This is a genomic window from Myxococcus sp. AM010 (genome assembly GCF_013372585.1).
Classification (GTDB): Bacteria; Myxococcota; Myxococcia; order Myxococcales; family Myxococcaceae; genus Myxococcus; species Myxococcus vastator.
Genome location: NZ_JABXEO010000042.1, coordinates 1 through 17,861 on the forward strand (window position 1 = coordinate 1; position 17,861 = coordinate 17,861).

The window sequence follows — 17,861 nt, forward strand, 5'->3', positions numbered from 1 at the left end:
CGGGTGGGCTGGGCGGTGGGGGCGCGCAACGGGCGGCAGGCGCGGCTGAGCGGCTTCATGGCCTTCGCGGGCGGCGCGGGCTTCATGGCGCTGGGTGGGCTGTTGTTCGCGCTGTTCCCGACGGCGCTGGCCAGGCTGGCGGGCGCGCCCGAGGACGTGCTGCCGCTGGTGGTGCCGCTGCTGATGGTGAGCGCCGTCTTCCAGGTGTTCGACGGCGTGCAGGGCGTGGGGGCGGGCGTGCTGCGCGGCGCGGGCGACACGCGCTTCACGTTCCTGGCCAACATGGTGGGGCACTACGCCATTGGCCTGCCGCTGACGCTGCTGCTGGGCTTCAAGCTGGGCCTGGGCGTGGTGGGCATCTGGTGGGGCCTGTGCGCGGGCCTCGTCACCGTGGCGGTGGCGCTGCTGTGGCGCTTCAACCGGATGAGCGCGGGCGCGCTACGTCCAGTTGAAGCGTAGCGGCGCGCGGCGCGGCTACCAGGGCAGGTACTGCTGAATCATCTGTCGCCACACGGGCCAGTCGTGCGTGCCGCCCTGCCACACGGCCAGGTGGTTGCCGATGTCCTTCTTCCACAGCAGGTTGGAGAGGTGCTCGTTGGAGGGGCGGCAGAAGTCGTGCTCGCCCACCGCCAGCACCAGCTCCACGCGCTGGAGGGCGGAGAGCCGCGCGGGGTCCGTGAGGTTCGGCAGCCACTCCGTGCATGAGTGGAAGTAGACGTCCGAGTCGTGGTGGCCGTCGAGGAACTCGTCCGTCTCGAACTTGCCGCCCATGGACAGCAGGCGCCGGAAGACGTGCGGGTGCCGCAGTCCAATGTTGTACGCGTGAAAGCCGCCGAAGCTGCATCCGGCCAGGGTGAGGCGCCCGCCGGTGCCGCGGCTCTTGAGCAGGGGCACCACCTCGTGGAGGAGGTAGTCCTCCCACTGCTGATGGCGGACGACGCGCTCACGCGGGGGGATGGCGGTGTTGAACCAGGACTCCTCGTCGACGGAGTCCGGGCACACCACGATGTACCGGCCGGACTGGACGCGGTCGGCGATGGCGCCGATGAGGCCGAAGTCCTCGGCCTGGAAGAAGCGGCCCTTGCTCGTCGGCAGCAGGAGCACGGGCTCACCCGAGTGGCCGAAGATGAGCAACTCCATGTCGCGGTGCAGTCGCTCGCTGTACCAGCGGTGGTATTCGCGGTTCATGGCGCGCAACTTAATCGCAATGCGTCAAAGGCCGCGACTGGCGTGCAAGGCCCGCCCGCCGGACTGCCGAGAGTGAACACCTGGGCGGATGTCTGACTTTGCCGAGTCGGCGGCTACCCGCCCGGGTGTTCGTTGCGGCTCCCACGGATGACGCTCATAGGGCGAAGCCCGTGTGGCCGGGAGCCTGCCCGCATTCCTCGCGCCCGGGCATACCACCGTGGGGGGAGCGCGCGCTCCGGCCGTTTGAAGGACAAGGCACCTTGTGCCGGTCATCCGACGGAAATCAGAATGCAGACACGCATGTCCGCTCGTGCCGCTGGACGCGCGGTCGGTGGGGGGAGCGCCATGACGAAGGACCTCGGGTGTCAGGAGCCGTCCGCCGTGCCACGCGGAATCACCGCGGAGCCCTTGGCTCACGTGGCGGAAGATGGCCGTCCACATCTGCTGCGCGAGCACCTGGAGGCCGTGGGGCAGTGGGCCGCGAGGCTGGCGCCGCGAGAGGACTTGCGCGCGCCGGCCCTGGCCACCGGGCGCTGGCATGACCTGGGCAAGTACACACAAGACTTCTGGTATCGCATCCGCGCGGAGAATCGCTTTGAGGCGCACCTGGAGAAAGAGGGCGCGCTGGAGCGAGACCACTCGACGGCCGGGGCGCTCTGGGCGCTGCGCCGCGACCCCCGCCTGCTCCCGCTGGCCCTGGCGATTGCCGGACACCACGCGGGGCTGCCGGACCTGGCGGCGTTCAGGGCGCGCCTGGGGCGCAAGGAGAAGCAGGCGTTGCTCGCGGACGCGAGGGCTCGGTGTGATGTGCCCGCCTTGCTGGACGGACCGCTCGGCTTCGAGCCGGGGGCGCTGCTGCGGCTCACGCCGCTCCAGTTGGAGCTCTGGACGCGGATGCTCTTCTCAATCCTGTGCGACGCGGACTTCCTGGACACGGAGGCCTTCTTCGATGCGAGCCGGGGCGTGGAGCGCGAGGTACCGGTGACGCTGTCTCAGCTCGCCGAACGCCTCCGTGACTTCCTGGACGAGAAGCAGCGCATGGCCCCGGACACGGAGGTCAACCGGGTGCGGCGCGAGGTGCTCTCCGCCGCGGTGGAGGCCGCGTCCCTGCCGCCAGGCGTCTTCAGCCTCACCGTGCCCACGGGCGGGGGCAAGACGCTGACGTCCATGGCCTTCGCGCTCGAGCACGCGCGGCGGCATGGGCTCCAGCGCGTCATCGTCGCCATTCCGTATACATCCATCATCGAGCAGAGCGCGGACGTGTACCGCCAGGCCTTCCAGGGGCTGGAGCACGCCGTCATCGAGCACCACTCCGCCGTCGACCCCGGGAAGGAGACGCCGCTCAACCGCGTCGCCAGTGAGAACTGGGATGCGCCCGTCATCGTCACCACCACGGTGCAGCTCCTGGAGAGCCTCTTCGCCCGCCGCCCGTCGGCGTGCCGCAAGCTGCATCGGGTGGCCCGGAGCGTCATCGTGCTCGACGAGGCGCAGACGCTGCCGCCGTCGCTGCTGGCGCCCATCCTGGATGGCCTGGGCGCGCTGGTGAAGGACTACGGCTGCTCCGTGGTCATCTGCACCGCCACGCAGCCCGCGCTGGGCCGCCGCCCGGACTTCCAGGAGGGACTGCCGGACGCGCGTGAAATCGTCCCGGCCTCGGTGCGCGCCTTCGAGCGGCTGCGCCGGGTGCGGGTGCGGTGGCCCACCCTGGGACGCAAGCTCCCCTACGCCGAGCTGGCCGACGCCGTGGCGGCCGAGCGGGACGTCCTCGCCGTGGTCCACCTGCGGGACGACGCGCGGCGGCTCTGCGAGCTCGTGGACGCGCGGCTGGGGCATCAGGACACGCTGCACCTGTCCGCGTTGATGTGTCCGGTGCATCGCTCGGAGGTGCTCGCGGGTATCAAGGCCCGCAAGCGGCGAGGGGAGCCGGTGCGACTGGTGGCCACGCAGCTCGTGGAGGCGGGCGTGGACCTGGACTTCCGCGTCGTCTTTCGTGGGCTTGGAGGACTGGACTCGCTGGCCCAGGCCGCGGGCCGGTGCAACCGGGAGGGGATGCTGGACGGGCTCGGCGAGCTGCGCGTCTACGAACCCGAGACCCAGCCTCCCCGAGGCGTTCCGCGCGCCGCTCAGGACGTGACTCGCGGTCTGCTGGAGCAGGCACCCGACCTGGACCTGTTCGCGTCCGAGAGCTTCCAGCGCTACTTCGGGCGGCTCTATGCCACCCGCAAGCTGGACGAGAAGGGCATCCAGGACCTGCGCAAGAAGCTCCACTTCGAAGCGGTGTCCAAGGCCTTCAAGCTCGTCGAGGACGACTGGAGCGCGTCGGTGGTGGTGCCCTTCGCGGGCTGTGAGGCGCTCCTGGAGGAGTTGCGCCAGAGAGGCCCCTCACGGGATCGGCTGCGCGCGCTGCAACGCTTCACGGTGACGGTCCCCCGCAAGGTCCGGGAGGCCTGGCTGGCGCGGGAGTGGGCCCGGCTCGCGGCGGAGACGGTGGTGTACCTGGGGCCGGAGCACGCGTCCGCGTACCACAAGCGCTTCGGCCTTCTCCTGGACCGGGTCGGCATCCTCGACCCGTCCTTCCTCATTCCCGGCTGAGACACGCATCAGGAGGTGTGGATGACAGCGACGGCAGGCAGGCGGTTTCGCGTGAGGGCCCAGGGGCCCGTGGCGTGCTTCACGCGGCCCGAGATGAAGGCGGAGCGCGTCAGCTACGAGGTGATGACGCCTTCGGCGGCGCGCGGCGTGCTGGAGGCCATCTTGTGGAAGCCGGCCATCCGCTGGCACATCCATGAGATTGCCGTGCTCGCGCCGGTGAAGTGGACCAGCTTCCGCCGCAACGAGGTCAACAGCCGCGCCACGGTGGGCAGGTTCGACTACGCAGCGGACGAGGACCGGGCCCAGCGCAACACGGTGGCGCTGCGGGACGTGGACTACGTCATCACCGCGTCCTTCACCCTGGTGCCCGGGAAGGCGGGGCCCGAGGACAACGCGCGCAAGTTCGAGGACATGTTCGAGCGGCGCCTGGAGCGGGGCCAGTTCTTCCATGCGCCCTACCTGGGCTGCCGCGAGTTCGCGGCCCGGGTGGAGCCCGCCGAGGACGGCCTGCTGCCGCACGAAGCGGGCAACGGGCGGCGGCCCCTGGGGCTCATGTTCTACGACTTCGTCTTCGACGTGCCCGGTGAGCCCGTGCGCCCCGAGTTCTTCCAGGCGTTCCTGGAGGATGGGGTGTTGCGCGTGCCGCCTCGGGCGCAGGTGCTCGGCGGAGGTGTCCCATGATGCTGACGGCACTGAACGACTTCGCCCGTGAGCGCGGGCTCACCGACGACCTGCTGTACGAGGTCAAGCCCGTGGACTTCTTCATCCGCATCAGCGCGGCGGGGAAGTTCGTCACGCTGGAGAGCACCGCGGGAGAGGACGGGCGGGGAAAGCCCCTCTCGATTCCCCGGCTGCCGCAGCGGGCAGCAAACATCGCGGCGGGCTTCTTCGCGGACAACCCGAAGTACGTCCTCGCCTACGAGAAGGGCACGCCCAAGACAAAGGCTGGAGGCGTGGAGAAGCGCGTGGCCCGGCTGGAGGCCTTCCTGAAGCCGGTGCGGGAGGTCGCCGCAGAGACGAAGGACCCGGAGGCCCGGGCCGTGGAGGCCTTCCTTTCGAACGAGGCCGAGCGGAGCAAGGTGCTGGCGGCTCGCGACGCGGAGGAATGGACGGGCTCCGAGTTGCTCGCCTTCGTCGTCGGTGAGGCCACCGTGCCCGTGCATCAGAACCCGGCCATTCGTACCTGCTGGGAGCGGCGCTCCGGAGAGAAGCGCGCGCTGGGGCGGACGGCGCGGTGCCTGGTGACAGGGCTGGAGGGGGTGGTGGCCGCCACCCATCCCAAGCTGAAGAACGTCCCGGAGGCTCAGCCGGCGGGCGCTTCACTGGTGTCCTTCAACGCGCCCGCATTCTCGTCGCACGGGCTGGAGCAGGGGGACAACGCCCCCGTCTCCCAGGAGGCGGCGCTGGGCTACGTGCTGGCGCTCAACGACATGCTCCGTGGGACGGAGCAGCGCCGCTTCCGGCAGGGCATTCAATTGGGGGACGGCTCGGTGCTCGTGTTCTGGACGCGCGCGTCCGCGTCTGAAGAGAGCCTGCTGCTGTCGTGGATGGACCCGACGGAGGAGGACCTCCAGCGCTTCGCGGAGTCGCCGTTGCACGGCCTGGAGCCAGGCGAACTGGATGACCACGCCTTCTATGCCGTCACGCTGGCGAGCAACGCGGGCCGCGTAGCCGTGCGCGACTGGTTCGTGTCCAGCGTGGGCGAGGTGAAGCGGAACATCCGGCGCTACTTCGATGACCTCCGCATCGGGCAGGCACCCGCGAAGCCGATCCCCGTCTATCGCCTGCTCAAGGCCGTGGAGGCGCCCTCGGGGCGTGGCCTGTCGCCGGACGTCGCCACGCGGATGCTGGGCGCGGCGCTGCGAGGACAACCCTTTCCGCGTCAACTCCTGTCGTCCGCGCTGGACCGGCTGCGGCTGCCGCCCTCCGACGAGAGGTTCGAGCGCGAACAACTGCGGCTCCGCGTCGCGCTCATCAAAGCCACCCTGCTGCGACTCCCTCGAAGTGGAACCACTCCCCTGGAGGTCTCCGTGTCATTGGACAAGAACAACGCCTCGCAGCCCTATGTGCTCGGCCGCCTCTTCGCCGTGCTGGAGCGGCTGCAGGGCGCGGCGCTGAAGGACCTCAACGCCACCATCCGCGACCGCTACTTCGGCGCCGCGTCTCGCAACCCCGTCACCGTCTTCCCCCGGTTGCTTCAGCTCTCCGTCCACCACGCCTCCAAGGCGGCGGAGAACGGCAGGTGGCTGGAGCGGACGAAGGGAGAGGTGATGTCACTGCTTCCTTCGGAGCGGCCGTTCCCGCCGGTGCTTGACCTGGAAGCGCAGGGCCTCTTCGCCGTCGGCTACTACCACCAGCGCGAGGCGTTCTTCACGAAGCGCGAGGCGCCGGCTCCTGGCGAGCCCGACGCGTCCATCTCCTGACGTTCCCCCGTCTTCACCCCATTCCCAGAGAAAGCGCCATGACCGACCTCAAGCAGCGCCACGACTTCGTCCTGTTCTTCGACGTGCTGGATGGAAACCCCAATGGAGACCCTGACGCGGGCAACCTGCCCCGCATCGACGCGGAGACGGGCCACGGGCTGGTGACGGACGTGAGCCTCAAGCGCAAGGTGCGCAACTTCATCCTGCTCACGCAGGAGGGCAAGCCGGGGCTGGACATCTTCGTGAAGGAGAAGGCCATCCTGAACAACCGCATCGCGGACGCGTACAAGAGCCTGGGCATCGACCTGAGCGAGAAGCCCGCCCGCGCCGAGGACGGGAAGAAGCGCAACGACAAGGGGTTCGCCCAGGGCTCCGAGGTGGACAAGGGCCGCGCGTGGATGTGCAAGACGTTCTTCGACGTCCGCACCTTTGGCGCAGTCATGTCCACGGGGGCCAACGCGGGGCAGGTGCGTGGGCCGGTGCAGCTCACCTTCGCGCGCTCGGTGGATCCCATCGTGTCGCAGGAGCACTCCATCACCCGCATGGCCGTGGCGACGGAGGGCGAGGCCGAGAAGCAGGGCGGTGACAACCGCACCATGGGCCGGAAGAACACCGTGCCCTACGGGCTCTACCGGGCGCACGGCTTCGTCTCGCCGCACCTGGCGAAGCAGACGGGGTTCGGCACGGCGGACCTGGAGCTGCTCTTCCAGTCCTTCACGCACATGTTCGAGCTGGACCGCAGCGCCGCGCGGGGGCTGATGTCCATGCGCAAGGTGGTGGTCTTCAAGCATGGCTCGGAGCTGGGCAACGCCCCTGCGCACGCGCTGTTCGACCGCGTCCAGGCGGCGCGCACCCAGCCGGAGAAGCCGGCTCGGAGCTTCTCTGACTACGAGGTCCGCGTGGACAAGGCCGGGCTGCCCCAGGGCATCGAGGTGCTGGAGCTGGCGGGATGAGCGCGGACCGCGAGACGTGGGTGGCGCTGTCGGCGCTCCAGCACCTGCTGTACTGCGAGCGGCAGGCGGCGCTCATCCACGTCGAGCGGCAATGGCGCGAGGACGTCAACACCGCCTCCGGCAGGTTGCTGCACGAGCGCGTGGACCTGCCGGGGCATGACGCGCGGGTGGGGCGGCGGGTGGAGCGGGCCGTGTTGCTGGGCTCGCAGCGGCTGCGCGTGTCCGGGCGCGCGGACCTGGTCGAGTACCAGCGGGACGCGAAGGGGGCGGGCTGGCGGCCCTATCCGGTGGAGGTGAAGCGCGGCCGGCGCAAGGCGGGTGAGGCGGACCGCGTGCAACTCTGCGCGCAGGCGCTGTGCCTGGAGGAGATGCACGGCGTGGACATCCCGGAAGGGGCGCTCTTCTACGGGACGGAGCACAAGCGTGAGGCGGTGCCCTTCGACGCGCGGCTGCGTCAGCGGACCGAGGACGCCATCACGCGCATGCACGAGGTGCTGCGCCGGCAGGAGGTCCCTGTCGTGGCGCGCGCGCCAAGGTGTGACGGGTGCTCGCTGGAGCCGCTGTGTCTCCCGCAGGTGACGGCGGGGCAGCGGAGCGTTCAGGACTTCCTGGCGCGGTGGATGGACGAGGACGGCTGAACGGAGGAACGCATGACGACCGCGCTGAACACGCTGTTCATCACCGCCGAGGGGACTCGCCTGAACAAGGAAGGCGAGTGCGTGGTGGTGACGGTGCAGGAGCAGAAGAAGGCGGAGGTCCCCTTGCGGCACCTGCGCTCGGTGGTGTGCCTGACGCGCGCGTGGCTGACGCCGGAGTTGATGGAGAGCTGCCTGGAGGCGGGCATCCACGTCTCCTTCTTCGGGATGACGGGGCGCTTCCTGGCGCGGGTGGAGGGCGTGCCGGGCGGCAACGTCCTGTTGCGGCGGCAGCAGTACCGGGCGGCGGATGATGTCGCTCGCTCGGTGGCCATCTCCCGGGCCTTGGTGGTGGGGAAGCTCGGGAACGCGCGGCAGTTCGTATTGCACGCCCGGCGTGACGCGGCACCTGAGCGGCAGGTGGCCCTGTCGGAAACGGCGCGGCGGCTGTCGGCGCACCTGCGCGCGCTGTGCCGCGTGGAGGACTTGGACCAGGTGCGGGGGCTGGAAGGCATCGCGGCGCGCGACTACTTCGAGGCCTTTCCGTCGCTGCTGAAGAAGAGCGCCAGTGGTTTCGAGTTCGATGGCCGCAACCGGCGGCCCCCGAGGAATCCGCTGAACGCGATGCTCTCGTTTGGCTATGCGCTGCTGGCGCAGGACTGCGCGGGGGCGCTCGCGGGCGTGGGGCTCGACCCCGCCGTGGGGTTCTTGCACGAGGACCGACCGGGGCGCTTGTCGTTGGCGCTGGATTTGATGGAGGAGTTCCGTGCGCCGGTGGTGGACCGGCTCGTCTTCTCGTTGGTGAACCGGGGCCAACTGAAGCCCGGGGACTTCCGCACGGAGTCGGCGGGGGCCGTGTTGCTGAAGGACGATGCGCGCAAGACGTTCCTCGTGGCGTACCAGGAGGCGAAGCAGGTGGGGGTGCGGCACGCGTTCCTGGGGCAGGAGACGACCTGGGGCATGGCGCCTCACCTGCAAGCGCTGCTGCTGGCGCGTCACCTCCGAGGGGAGCTGGACGGCTACCCTCCCTTCGCGATGCGCTGATGCGTAGATTAACTGTGTTGATTTGTTACGACGTGCGGGTGTCGGACCCCCAGGGGCCCCGGCGCCTGCGCAAGCTTGCGCGGGCTTGCAGAGACCATGGCGTACGAGTGCAATACTCTGTCTTCGAGTGTGTCCTGGAGCCGAAGGACTGGGTCGTCCTGCGCGCCCGCTTGCTTGGCATACTTGACTCGGAATGTGACAGCCTGCGCTTCTACTTCCTGTCGGAAGATGATGCCCGGAAGACGGAGCATCACGGCGCCAGGGCACCCCTGGACGTCGAGGGACCCCTGGTCCTGTAGGCCCCCGCGAACCGCTCCCGGTGTGCGCTCCGTCGAGGGTTCGCGCTCTTTGAAATCCCGAATAGAATCAGTGGGTTGGGGGCGTGGGCGGCAGGAACGACGGGGCGCTTTCGTGGCGGCGAGGGCCGGTTCGCGAAATCCGGCCGGATTCCGTAGTCAGAACGCTATGTTGGAGCTGCGGCGTCGCTCCCCGTGAACGCGGGGAGCGTGGGTTGAAACTGCTGGATTGAGCCCAGGTTGGTGAACGCGCTGAGGTCGCTCCCCGTGAACGCGGGGAGCGTGGGTTGAAACCCGGGCGGGCCGTCGCCATGCACAAGCGTGATGGTCGCTCCCCGTGAACGCGGGGAGCGTGGGTTGAAACCAGCTCGCCGGGAACGTGGCGCTCTTGCCGTTCGGTCGCTCCCCGTGAACGCGGGGAGCGTGGGTTGAAACAAGGCGGCGCACCGCGACAAGGCAGAGGGGCCAAGTCGCTCCCCGTGAACGCGGGGAGCGTGGGTTGAAACTGGACCACCTTCGCCGCCTCCTCCAACGCGGCGTCGTCGCTCCCCGTGAACGCGGGGAGCGTGGGTTGAAACAGATCTGAGGCTGACATCGACAAGGCGACGAGAAGTCGCTCCCCGTGAACGCGGGGAGCGTGGGTTGAAACTCGCCCTCCGTAACTAGCGCAGGGCCCGACGAAGCGTCGCTCCCCGTGAACGCGGGGAGCGTGGGTTGAAACCTGGCGTGCGCTGACACCTGCATCCCGAGTGAATGTCGCTCCCCGTGAACGCGGGGAGCGTGGGTTGAAACCGTCGTAGTCGTTGGCGCCCATGCGCTGGCCGTAGTCGCTCCCCGTGAACGCGGGGAGCGTGGGTTGAAACTGATGGCGAGGACTGGCGCACCGCTGAAGGTGGTGGTCGCTCCCCGTGAACGCGGGGAGCGTGGGTTGAAACCCGTCCGTGACGCAGCGGGCCTTCCTGCTCGCGAAGTCGCTCCCCGTGAACGCGGGGAGCGTGGGTTGAAACCTGTGGCTTCGCCGTCCTGGAGTTGTCCCGCCCGTCGGTCGTCGCTCCCCGTGAACGCGGGGAGCGTGGGTTGAAACCTGAAGGCGTGCCCCGTGGAGCGGGAGGTGTACGGTCGCTCCCCGTGAACGCGGGGAGCGTGGGTTGAAACGTCATGTCGTCATTCTTGGCGCACCATGTCCGGATGGGTGTCGCTCCCCGTGAACGCGGGGAGCGTGGGTTGAAACAAGAGCGCGGACGACCTCTACGCCTACGCGGCCGAGTCGCTCCCCGTGAACGCGGGGAGCGTGGGTTGAAACGTGGACAAGGAGTTCATCAAAATCATCGTCCCCGGTCGCTCCCCGTGAACGCGGGGAGCGTGGGTTGAAACCGCTTCGCGCGCGCGTCCGAAAGGAAGAAGGGGTCGCTCCCCGTGAACGCGGGGAGCGTGGGTTGAAACCGGATGACGTAGGGGACGTGTTCAATCTCGCCGTCGCTCCCCGTGAACGCGGGGAGCGTGGGTTGAAACTGGCACGCGCAGGTCAACGGCGCTGGCGAAGTCGTCGCTCCCCGTGAACGCGGGGAGCGTGGGTTGAAACCACAAGGTGCTGGGGACGTCCGCCGAGGTCCACGTCGCTCCCCGTGAACGCGGGGAGCGTGGGTTGAAACCTGCCGAATACCGGCGCGTCGCCAATCAGTTGGCGGTCGCTCCCCGTGAACGCGGGGAGCGTGGGTTGAAACTGGACTTGGATGTCGGGGTTCTCTGGCGCGCTGGTGTCGCTCCCCGTGAACGCGGGGAGCGTGGGTTGAAACACCTGCTCGTGACGCCGGTGCAGGTGCAGCATGGTCGCTCCCCGTGAACGCGGGGAGCGTGGGTTGAAACCACATCTCGGCGGGGTCCGTGTCCCACGGGCCGCCCTGTCGCTCCCCGTGAACGCGGGGAGCGTGGGTTGAAACCGGAAGATTCGGCAACAGGGCCTCCAGCGCGTCAGGTCGCTCCCCGTGAACGCGGGGAGCGTGGGTTGAAACGCCAGCAGTCCCGTCAGCGCTGCGGCGGCGAAGTAGTCGCTCCCCGTGAACGCGGGGAGCGTGGGTTGAAACCATGGCGTCTCCAAAGGGTTGGACTGCATCGCCCGTCGCTCCCCGTGAACGCGGGGAGCGTGGGTTGAAACCTCCTCAAGCGCCAACTGGCCCAGGAGCGCGCGTCGCTCCCCGTGAACGCGGGGAGCGTGGGTTGAAACGTGTCCGACGCGAGGAGGGACTGCACCGCGCCGCGTCGCTCCCCGTGAACGCGGGGAGCGTGGGTTGAAACCGCTCCAACCTCAACGCCCCATTCGAGCGCATCGTCGCTCCCCGTGAACGCGGGGAGCGTGGGTTGAAACAACTCCGGCTCGCTAGCGTCCACGTCCACCACCTGGTCGCTCCCCGTGAACGCGGGGAGCGTGGGTTGAAACTTCGGCTCAGGCGGCCGGTCGGGCTCGGCAGGCAGTAGTCGCTCCCCGTGAACGCGGGGAGCGTGGGTTGAAACCGCGAGACGCCAGTGCATGATTGGAGCAGCCACGTCGCTCCCCGTGAACGCGGGGAGCGTGGGTTGAAACTGGAGTGCCATCCCTGGCACGGTCCAAGGCGACCGGTCGCTCCCCGTGAACGCGGGGAGCGTGGGTTGAAACTTTGAGGGCGCGTCAAGCCGAGCGCATGTCAACTGGTCGCTCCCCGTGAACGCGGGGAGCGTGGGTTGAAACTGGACGGCCATTGCGGACCGGACTCCGGGCGAGCAGGTCGCTCCCCGTGAACGCGGGGAGCGTGGGTTGAAACCCATAGGCCCACGAACAGGCCGTTGCGCTCAACGTCGCTCCCCGTGAACGCGGGGAGCGTGGGTTGAAACACCAGGGCCACGAGGCCCTTGCCCACGTCCCGGGTCGCTCCCCGTGAACGCGGGGAGCGTGGGTTGAAACAGAGTGTCAGGCTGGAGCGCGGAGGGGGTGAGGGTCGCTCCCCGTGAACGCGGGGAGCGTGGGTTGAAACAGACGGCGCACCTGCCCGCGCCCACGGGCGGCCTCAGTCGCTCCCCGTGAACGCGGGGAGCGTGGGTTGAAACACCGAGGGCGGCCAGCCGAAGATTGACGAAGAGGTCGTCGCTCCCCGTGAACGCGGGGAGCGTGGGTTGAAACGCGGTGGAGGCGGGCTCCTGGGCCGGCGCGGGCGGTCGCTCCCCGTGAACGCGGGGAGCGTGGGTTGAAACTTCGTCGGAGGCACGCCCACGCGGGCGGGGACGTGGTCGCTCCCCGTGAACGCGGGGAGCGTGGGTTGAAACTTCTGGTCGCTGATGGATGTGCCCAGCCACACCAGGTCGCTCCCCGTGAACGCGGGGAGCGTGGGTTGAAACGGGCGATGCAGTGCTAACCAACAGGAGTAGTCGTCGCTCCCCGTGAACGCGGGGAGCGTGGGTTGAAACATCGACGGGTAGCGCCCCACGCGGCCGCAGAGGACGTCGCTCCCCGTGAACGCGGGGAGCGTGGGTTGAAACTCGGTGGGGCTACTCACCGGTCAGCCCCACGCGGTCGCTCCTCGTGAACGCGGGGAGCGTGGGTTGAAACTTCATCCACGCGCGGTAGCTCTCAACCTCCAGCGTCGCTCCTCGTGAACGCGGGGAGCGTGGGTTGAAACAGCCAACTCGACGGCCCCTGCGTGTACTCCAGCCGGAGTCGCTCCTCGTGAACGCGGGGAGCGTGGGTTGAAACCACACCAGGTCCAGGAGGTACTTGTTCGGGCCAGTCGCTCCTCGTGAACGCGGGGAGCGTAGGTTGAAACCGTCTCCGCTGGACGGACGACGACACGGTGTGCGGTCTCTCCTCGTGAACGCGGGGCGCGTGGGTTGAAACCTGTATGCGCGTGTCATTTGCCCTCCAGCGCCTGTCGCTCCTCGTGAACGCGGGGAGCGTGGGTTGAAACCCGAAGGCGTTCGCACCGAGCCTCTACACCTGCAGTCGCTCCTCGTGAACGCGGGGAGCGTGGGTTGAAACCGTGGCGCCGCCCATCTCCTGCGCCAAGTCCCAGTCGCTCCTCGTGAACGCGGGGAGCGTGGGTTGAAACTGCACTGGAGGCCGGAGTTTTTCGCTGACGTGGTCGCTCCTCGTGAACGCGGGGAGCGTGGGTTGAAACACCATGGAGCGAATCGTCAATGTCCCTGACTGACGTCGCTCCTCGTGAACGCGGGGAGCGTGGGTTGAAACCTGGCCGCTCTCCGTTGACTGCCGGTCCAGGGTGTCGCTCCTCGTGAACGCGGGGAGCGTGGGTTGAAACGCGCTGGTGGACGCGCTCCTGGCACGCGACGCGGCGTCGCTCCTCGTGAACGCGGGGAGCGTGGGTTGAAACGCGGCCCACCGCCAGAGATTGGCCGGCGAATATGGTCGCTCCTCGTGAACGCGGGGAGCGTGGGTTGAAACCTTGAGTTCGGGCGCGAGTTGGCGGAGGCGCTCAAGTCGCTCCTCGTGAACGCGGGGAGCGTGGGTTGAAACACCGACGCGAGCGGCAAGACGCTGACGCTGGAGGTCGCTCCCCGTGAACGCGAGGAGCGTGGGTTGAAACATTAGCGCGAAGACGGTGCTTGGCCAGGTGGCCGGTCGCTTCTCGTGAACGCAGGGAGCGTGGCTTGAAACTCGGTGTCGGAGTGGAGGCGTTGCTGAGCGATGTCGCTCCTCGTGAACGCGGGGAACGCGGGGTGGGAAACCACGAGGTGCGCCGGGGTTTCACCGACGACGGCGTGTCGCTCCTGACGAGCTCTCCGCTGCTCATTGCGCTTTGGTTGGCGGGCGTTCAACCAGGGGACCTCTGCCATGTTGAGCCGCACATCCGCAGTCATTCGGTGCAATGCGTCCTTCGGTCCAGCACCTTGTCGGACCGAACGGGAAAACTCTGTCCTCTTGGCTATACCGTGGCCTTTCACAGGAGGCGTTGATGTTCACCCGTTGGCACTGGGCCGTCGCCCTGTTGCTGCTGTTCCCCTCCCAGGAGGGGCCTTCGCGGCCGTGGGACTGGGGCTGGATAATGCGCGCTGAGCGTCTGCTTCGCGGTGGCGCCTGCCTGGTGCTGGCCCTGTCGCTTCTCATGTCGGGCTGTGCCTCGCTGCCTTCTCGGGCCGGCCCTGGAGGCACCCTGGCTGCCGGAGCGGGCCCGACGCCCATGGCGGCCCCTGGGCGCGGTGCCGTCGTGAGTCTCCCCGAGGACGACGGGCCCGAGGACTTCTCCGACGACGAGGTGGCCGACGCCGGGCCGCTCCTGCACCGCCGCCGAGTCATGTCGTCCCCCTCGATCCCCGGCGGAGGCGAGACGACGCCCCTGCGCGTGGTGGGCGCGTGCGGGGAGGTGCCTTCCGGCTGGCCGCACCTGGACTCGGGGGAGGAGGTGCTGGCGCCCTTCCTCGAATGCCCCACGCCAGCGGCCTTCCTGGCCTTGCAGCGCCGGGCGGACATGCCCCGGCTGGTGGAGGGCCTTTCGGACTGGAATGCCGTCCGGCTGGGCGCCCTGGGCCCCATGGAGGCCGAAGCGGCCCTCGTCCTGCTGCAGAAGCGCGCGGCCTTCCTCTCCACCGCCGTGGAGAGGCACGGCCTGGCCAAGGCGGAAGTCCTCGCCCTCTTCGTCCTCCACACCACCCACGACGACGAGGTGCGACAACTGCTGCGCCTGCTGGCCAAGGACAAGCTGCTGACGCGCGCGCTGGGGGCCATGGAGGTGGTGAGCGAGGAGCTGAAGCAACGGGGCATGGCCCTCGCTGACTTCCCGGAGCGGGACTTCCGCGCGGGCGACATCGCGCGCGGGCTGGGACGGGCCGCGGACGACGTCGCAACCTCCATACCCCTCATCGGCGGGAGCCGGAGCGTGGACGCGTCCGCGCTGCCCCCGCGGCTTCCTCCTCCCTACCGGGCCGCGTATCAGGACGTAGAGAAGGCGCAGTACCTGGGGGCCTTCGCGCCGGGCAACGTGGCCCTGGCGTCCTTTGACTCCCTCACCTTCGGCGTGCCGCTGGGCTTCTACCTCCTGGCGGCGGGGACGGCGCAGGGCGGAGCCTCCCTCGCCAGGGGTGAGTACGAGGAGGCCACGCGGCAGTTGGCGCCCGCGACCCTCATGGTGGGCCTGTACGCGGGAGGGAAGGGCGCACGCGCCTTCCGTGAAGTCGGCCTCTCCAGGCAGGAGGGTGCGCGGCTCCAGGCGGTGGTGCCCCGCGTGGAAGCGCTGAAGGCCGTGCTGGAGCGGCTGGAGGCGCGACTTGGGGAGAGCGCCGTGGGGGAGTTGGCCCGGCACCTCCAGCAGCGCCGGGACGCGGCCATTCTGGTGGCGGAGTGGGGTGAGGCCGGTGCACTGGCGCTGCACGAGGCGCGCGGCAACGTGGCTCAAGCGCAGGCCACATTGGCGGTGCGGTATCGCGAACCTCCGAGCGCCGCATCCACCGGCGGGGGCGCAGGGAGAAGCAGTGGCAGCAGGCCCTCCGTGCCACCCGAGTCAGCCGGACTCCCCGCGGAGGTGGCGGAGGCGAAGTTCAAGCAGTGGGAGGCGGAGTTCCCGGGAGCGCGCCTGTCGATGGACGTGGCGGAGCTGGCGCGGCACCGCCAGGCCCTGCGGAAGGCGGCTCCCGTCGAGCTCAAGGCCGAGCCTCTCTGGGCCGACTACGTGGCCTACCTGGAGACGCGGGCGGCTGAACTCAAGCAGGGGGTTGCGGAGCAGGGGCCGCTGAAGTGGGCCGGATATCAGCTTGTGCGCGCCAAGTACGCCCGGGGGCTGGCCTTCGAGAAGAAGATGGTCGCCATTCTGGAGGTGGACGCGGCGCTCCCACGGGCGCAGCGGCGGTGGCTCCGGGACTTCGACCGACCCCGCATCGAGACGCATGTGGGCGTGGCGAAGGCGGACCTGCGCTTCGCGGACGTGCTCGTCATCGAGGCAGGGACCGATGCTGGCCCGACGCCCCGCGTGGAGACGTTCAGTTTCAAGAGTCGGGACCTCACGGCGTTGGACAAGGACTCTCTGTCGGCACAAATGACTACGGACGCGAGCAGCGCACTGCGGTATTACGGTGGTGAATTAAACATCCTCCGAAAAGGGATGCGGCAGCGGGCACGAGTCCAGAGGGTTCGCCTCGTTTATGAAGGGACGCTCAAGCCCAGGAACCTGGAAGTCTGGGAGACCGCATTGAGACGCACGCAGAGGAAGGCGCCAACGGTGGAGGTGCTGGTCCAATGAGCGCCCCGAAGGCTCCCTGCACGAGCGAAGTCGATCACCTTCTGCTCACCCTTGATGGCACGTTCAGCGATCAAACCGAATTGGAGGCTGAGCTCGTCCCGTTTCTCAATGCACTCGAACAGTGCGCAGGAGACTGGGCTCCCGATATCGTCAAGGGAACACGGAAACGAAAGTATGCGCGGTCTGCCTTCTGGCAGGCGCTGAAGGAGCGCCGCGACGATGACAGTGCGTCTGTCGCACTCTACCGCGCAGCGTTGCCTGCTGTGGAGTTGACGCTGGAACTCTGGCTGCCGCCCCATCCTTCGGAGCTCAACATCTGGCTCGACGTACAACCGCTCACTCACTTTTCGAACGGAAGAGACTGTCCAGGGCTCGTCGAGATGGTCCGGGTCTGGGCGACTCACTATCCGGTTTCCCATGCCGCAGCACATAGCATGGCTGACCGCGAGTTGGCGGGCTTCCCCCATTTCGGCCGCGAAGCCGAGGTATCCCGGAGGGATGGCTTCGACAAGGTCTACGAGGTGTGCTGGCTCAACGTCTTCGGTCCAAAGCTGGTCGAGGCCGTAGGCCGCGAGCGGATGCTCTCAACTCCAGCGCACCTCGTGGAGGAACTTCCCAACGGCTCCGTCCTCCTGGTGCTGTGGCCCACCGCCGCGGACTTCGCGAGCGACGAAGCGCGGGTGGCCCAGGCCCGCGCCCAGGTCCACCTGCGGCCAGACCTCGACTTCGACACGGTGCTGCGCACGCTGAGGGAGCGCAGCGCCGCGCTCGCTCCGGTGGAGCCTCGTTTCCACCCGGACCTGGCGCCGCTCCTCTCACGGCTGCCGGACACGTTCGCCATCAGCGAACGGCAGGCGAGAATCGCCGAGCTCAACGCCTTCCGACCGCCAGCGCCGGAGGAGTGGCTCCCGGCCGCCCTTCCTCCGGACGTCGAGAATGTCGAACGCATCCGTCGTGACTACGGCGATCTGTCCGAGCAACTCGTGGCGGCGCTGCACGCCCAGGTGCCCTCCATCATGAACGAGACGCCAGCGTCGCTCACGGACCTGGACTTCTACTTCTGGAGGGAGAACTTCCCCGAGCGGTACACGCGGGACCTCATCGACGAGCACACCGCTCCAGCCCTGGGGGCGTACCTGGGCGGCATGCTCGTTCGACGGCTGGGCGGAGCGTGGGTTCCGCGACGGAAGCTGGAGGAGTCGCAGGTGCGTGTCGGAAGGCGCGTCTGGCTGCCATTCCTGCGCGCCCGCCGGTACCTGCAGTCCCGCCAGTCGCTGCTGGACTACTCGCTCGCCCAGTTCTTCCATGAGGCGGAGCGGTACCGTTCCTGAGCCGTGGGCGTTCAACCGGGCGACACCCCTCAACGCCGGAGGTGCGCGGCTCCCGCTTCAATAAGCCCTATCCCCATGATTTCCCGACATGGTTCACTGCGAGTCATGTCGCGACTTCACCGTCTCGCCGTCGTCATCCTCCTGGCGTGTCCCCTCCTCGGCGCGGCGCCCGGAGACACTCG

The 17,861-nt window shown here is 68.7% G+C and carries 11 protein-coding genes and 1 CRISPR repeat array; of the genes, 10 read left to right on the forward strand and 1 reads right to left on the reverse strand.

The features are described from left to right. The coding region (locus HV826_RS19755) for an MATE family efflux transporter (protein WP_255217302.1) at positions 1–459 on the forward strand (459 nt) is incomplete at its 5' end. 15 nt (positions 460–474) lie between these two features. On the opposite strand, the gene HV826_RS19760 is transcribed toward HV826_RS19755, so the two are convergent. Continuing rightward, complete coding sequence (locus tag HV826_RS19760) at positions 475–1,188, reverse strand: esterase family protein (protein ID WP_176418584.1); 714 nt, start codon at positions 1,186–1,188, stop codon at positions 475–477. A gap of 345 nt (positions 1,189–1,533) precedes the next feature. Between HV826_RS19760 and HV826_RS19765 the strand changes: the two genes are divergently transcribed. The 9 genes from HV826_RS19765 (at position 1,534) to HV826_RS19805 (ending at position 17,679) form a co-directional block, all read left to right on the forward strand. Next, a complete protein-coding gene (locus tag HV826_RS19765; protein WP_255217303.1) occupies positions 1,534–3,780 on the forward strand; it encodes a CRISPR-associated endonuclease Cas3'' in 2,247 nt (748 codons plus the stop codon). Positions 3,781–3,801: 21 nt separating this feature from the next. After that, complete coding sequence (gene cas5c, locus HV826_RS19770) at positions 3,802–4,461, forward strand: type I-C CRISPR-associated protein Cas5c (RefSeq protein ID WP_176418586.1); 660 nt, start codon at positions 3,802–3,804, stop codon at positions 4,459–4,461. After that, a complete protein-coding gene (cas8c, locus tag HV826_RS19775; RefSeq protein WP_176418587.1) occupies positions 4,458–6,203 on the forward strand; it encodes a type I-C CRISPR-associated protein Cas8c/Csd1 in 1,746 nt (581 codons plus the stop codon). The genes cas5c and cas8c overlap by 4 nt, the downstream gene beginning before the upstream one ends. A 38-nt stretch (positions 6,204–6,241) precedes the next feature. After that, positions 6,242–7,156: a type I-C CRISPR-associated protein Cas7/Csd2 gene (gene cas7c, locus HV826_RS19780; protein WP_176418588.1), complete on the forward strand. Its 915-nt coding sequence runs from the start codon at positions 6,242–6,244 to the stop codon at positions 7,154–7,156. Next, positions 7,153–7,794: a CRISPR-associated protein Cas4 gene (gene cas4, locus HV826_RS19785; RefSeq protein WP_176418589.1), complete on the forward strand. Its 642-nt coding sequence runs from the start codon at positions 7,153–7,155 to the stop codon at positions 7,792–7,794. The genes cas7c and cas4 overlap by 4 nt, the downstream gene beginning before the upstream one ends. Positions 7,795–7,806: 12 nt before the next feature. Beyond that, the gene (cas1c, locus tag HV826_RS19790; protein ID WP_176418590.1) at positions 7,807–8,835 is read left to right on the forward strand and encodes a type I-C CRISPR-associated endonuclease Cas1c; all 1,029 of its coding nucleotides are present in this window, start codon (positions 7,807–7,809) and stop codon (positions 8,833–8,835) included. After that, positions 8,835–9,134, forward strand: coding sequence for a CRISPR-associated endonuclease Cas2 (cas2, locus tag HV826_RS19795; protein WP_176418591.1), 300 nt, complete (start codon positions 8,835–8,837; stop codon positions 9,132–9,134). The genes cas1c and cas2 overlap by 1 nt, the downstream gene beginning before the upstream one ends. Positions 9,135–9,316: 182 nt before the next feature. After that, positions 9,317–13,842: direct repeats of the CRISPR family, unit length 37 nt; unit sequence GTCGCTCCCCGTGAACGCGGGGAGCGTGGGTTGAAAC. A 319-nt stretch (positions 13,843–14,161) separates the two neighbouring features. Next, complete coding sequence (locus HV826_RS19800; RefSeq protein WP_176418592.1) at positions 14,162–16,348, forward strand: hypothetical protein; 2,187 nt, start codon at positions 14,162–14,164, stop codon at positions 16,346–16,348. Then, positions 16,345–17,679: a hypothetical protein gene (locus tag HV826_RS19805; RefSeq protein WP_176418593.1), complete on the forward strand. Its 1,335-nt coding sequence runs from the start codon at positions 16,345–16,347 to the stop codon at positions 17,677–17,679. The genes HV826_RS19800 and HV826_RS19805 overlap by 4 nt, the downstream gene beginning before the upstream one ends. Positions 17,680–17,861 lie beyond the last annotated feature (182 nt).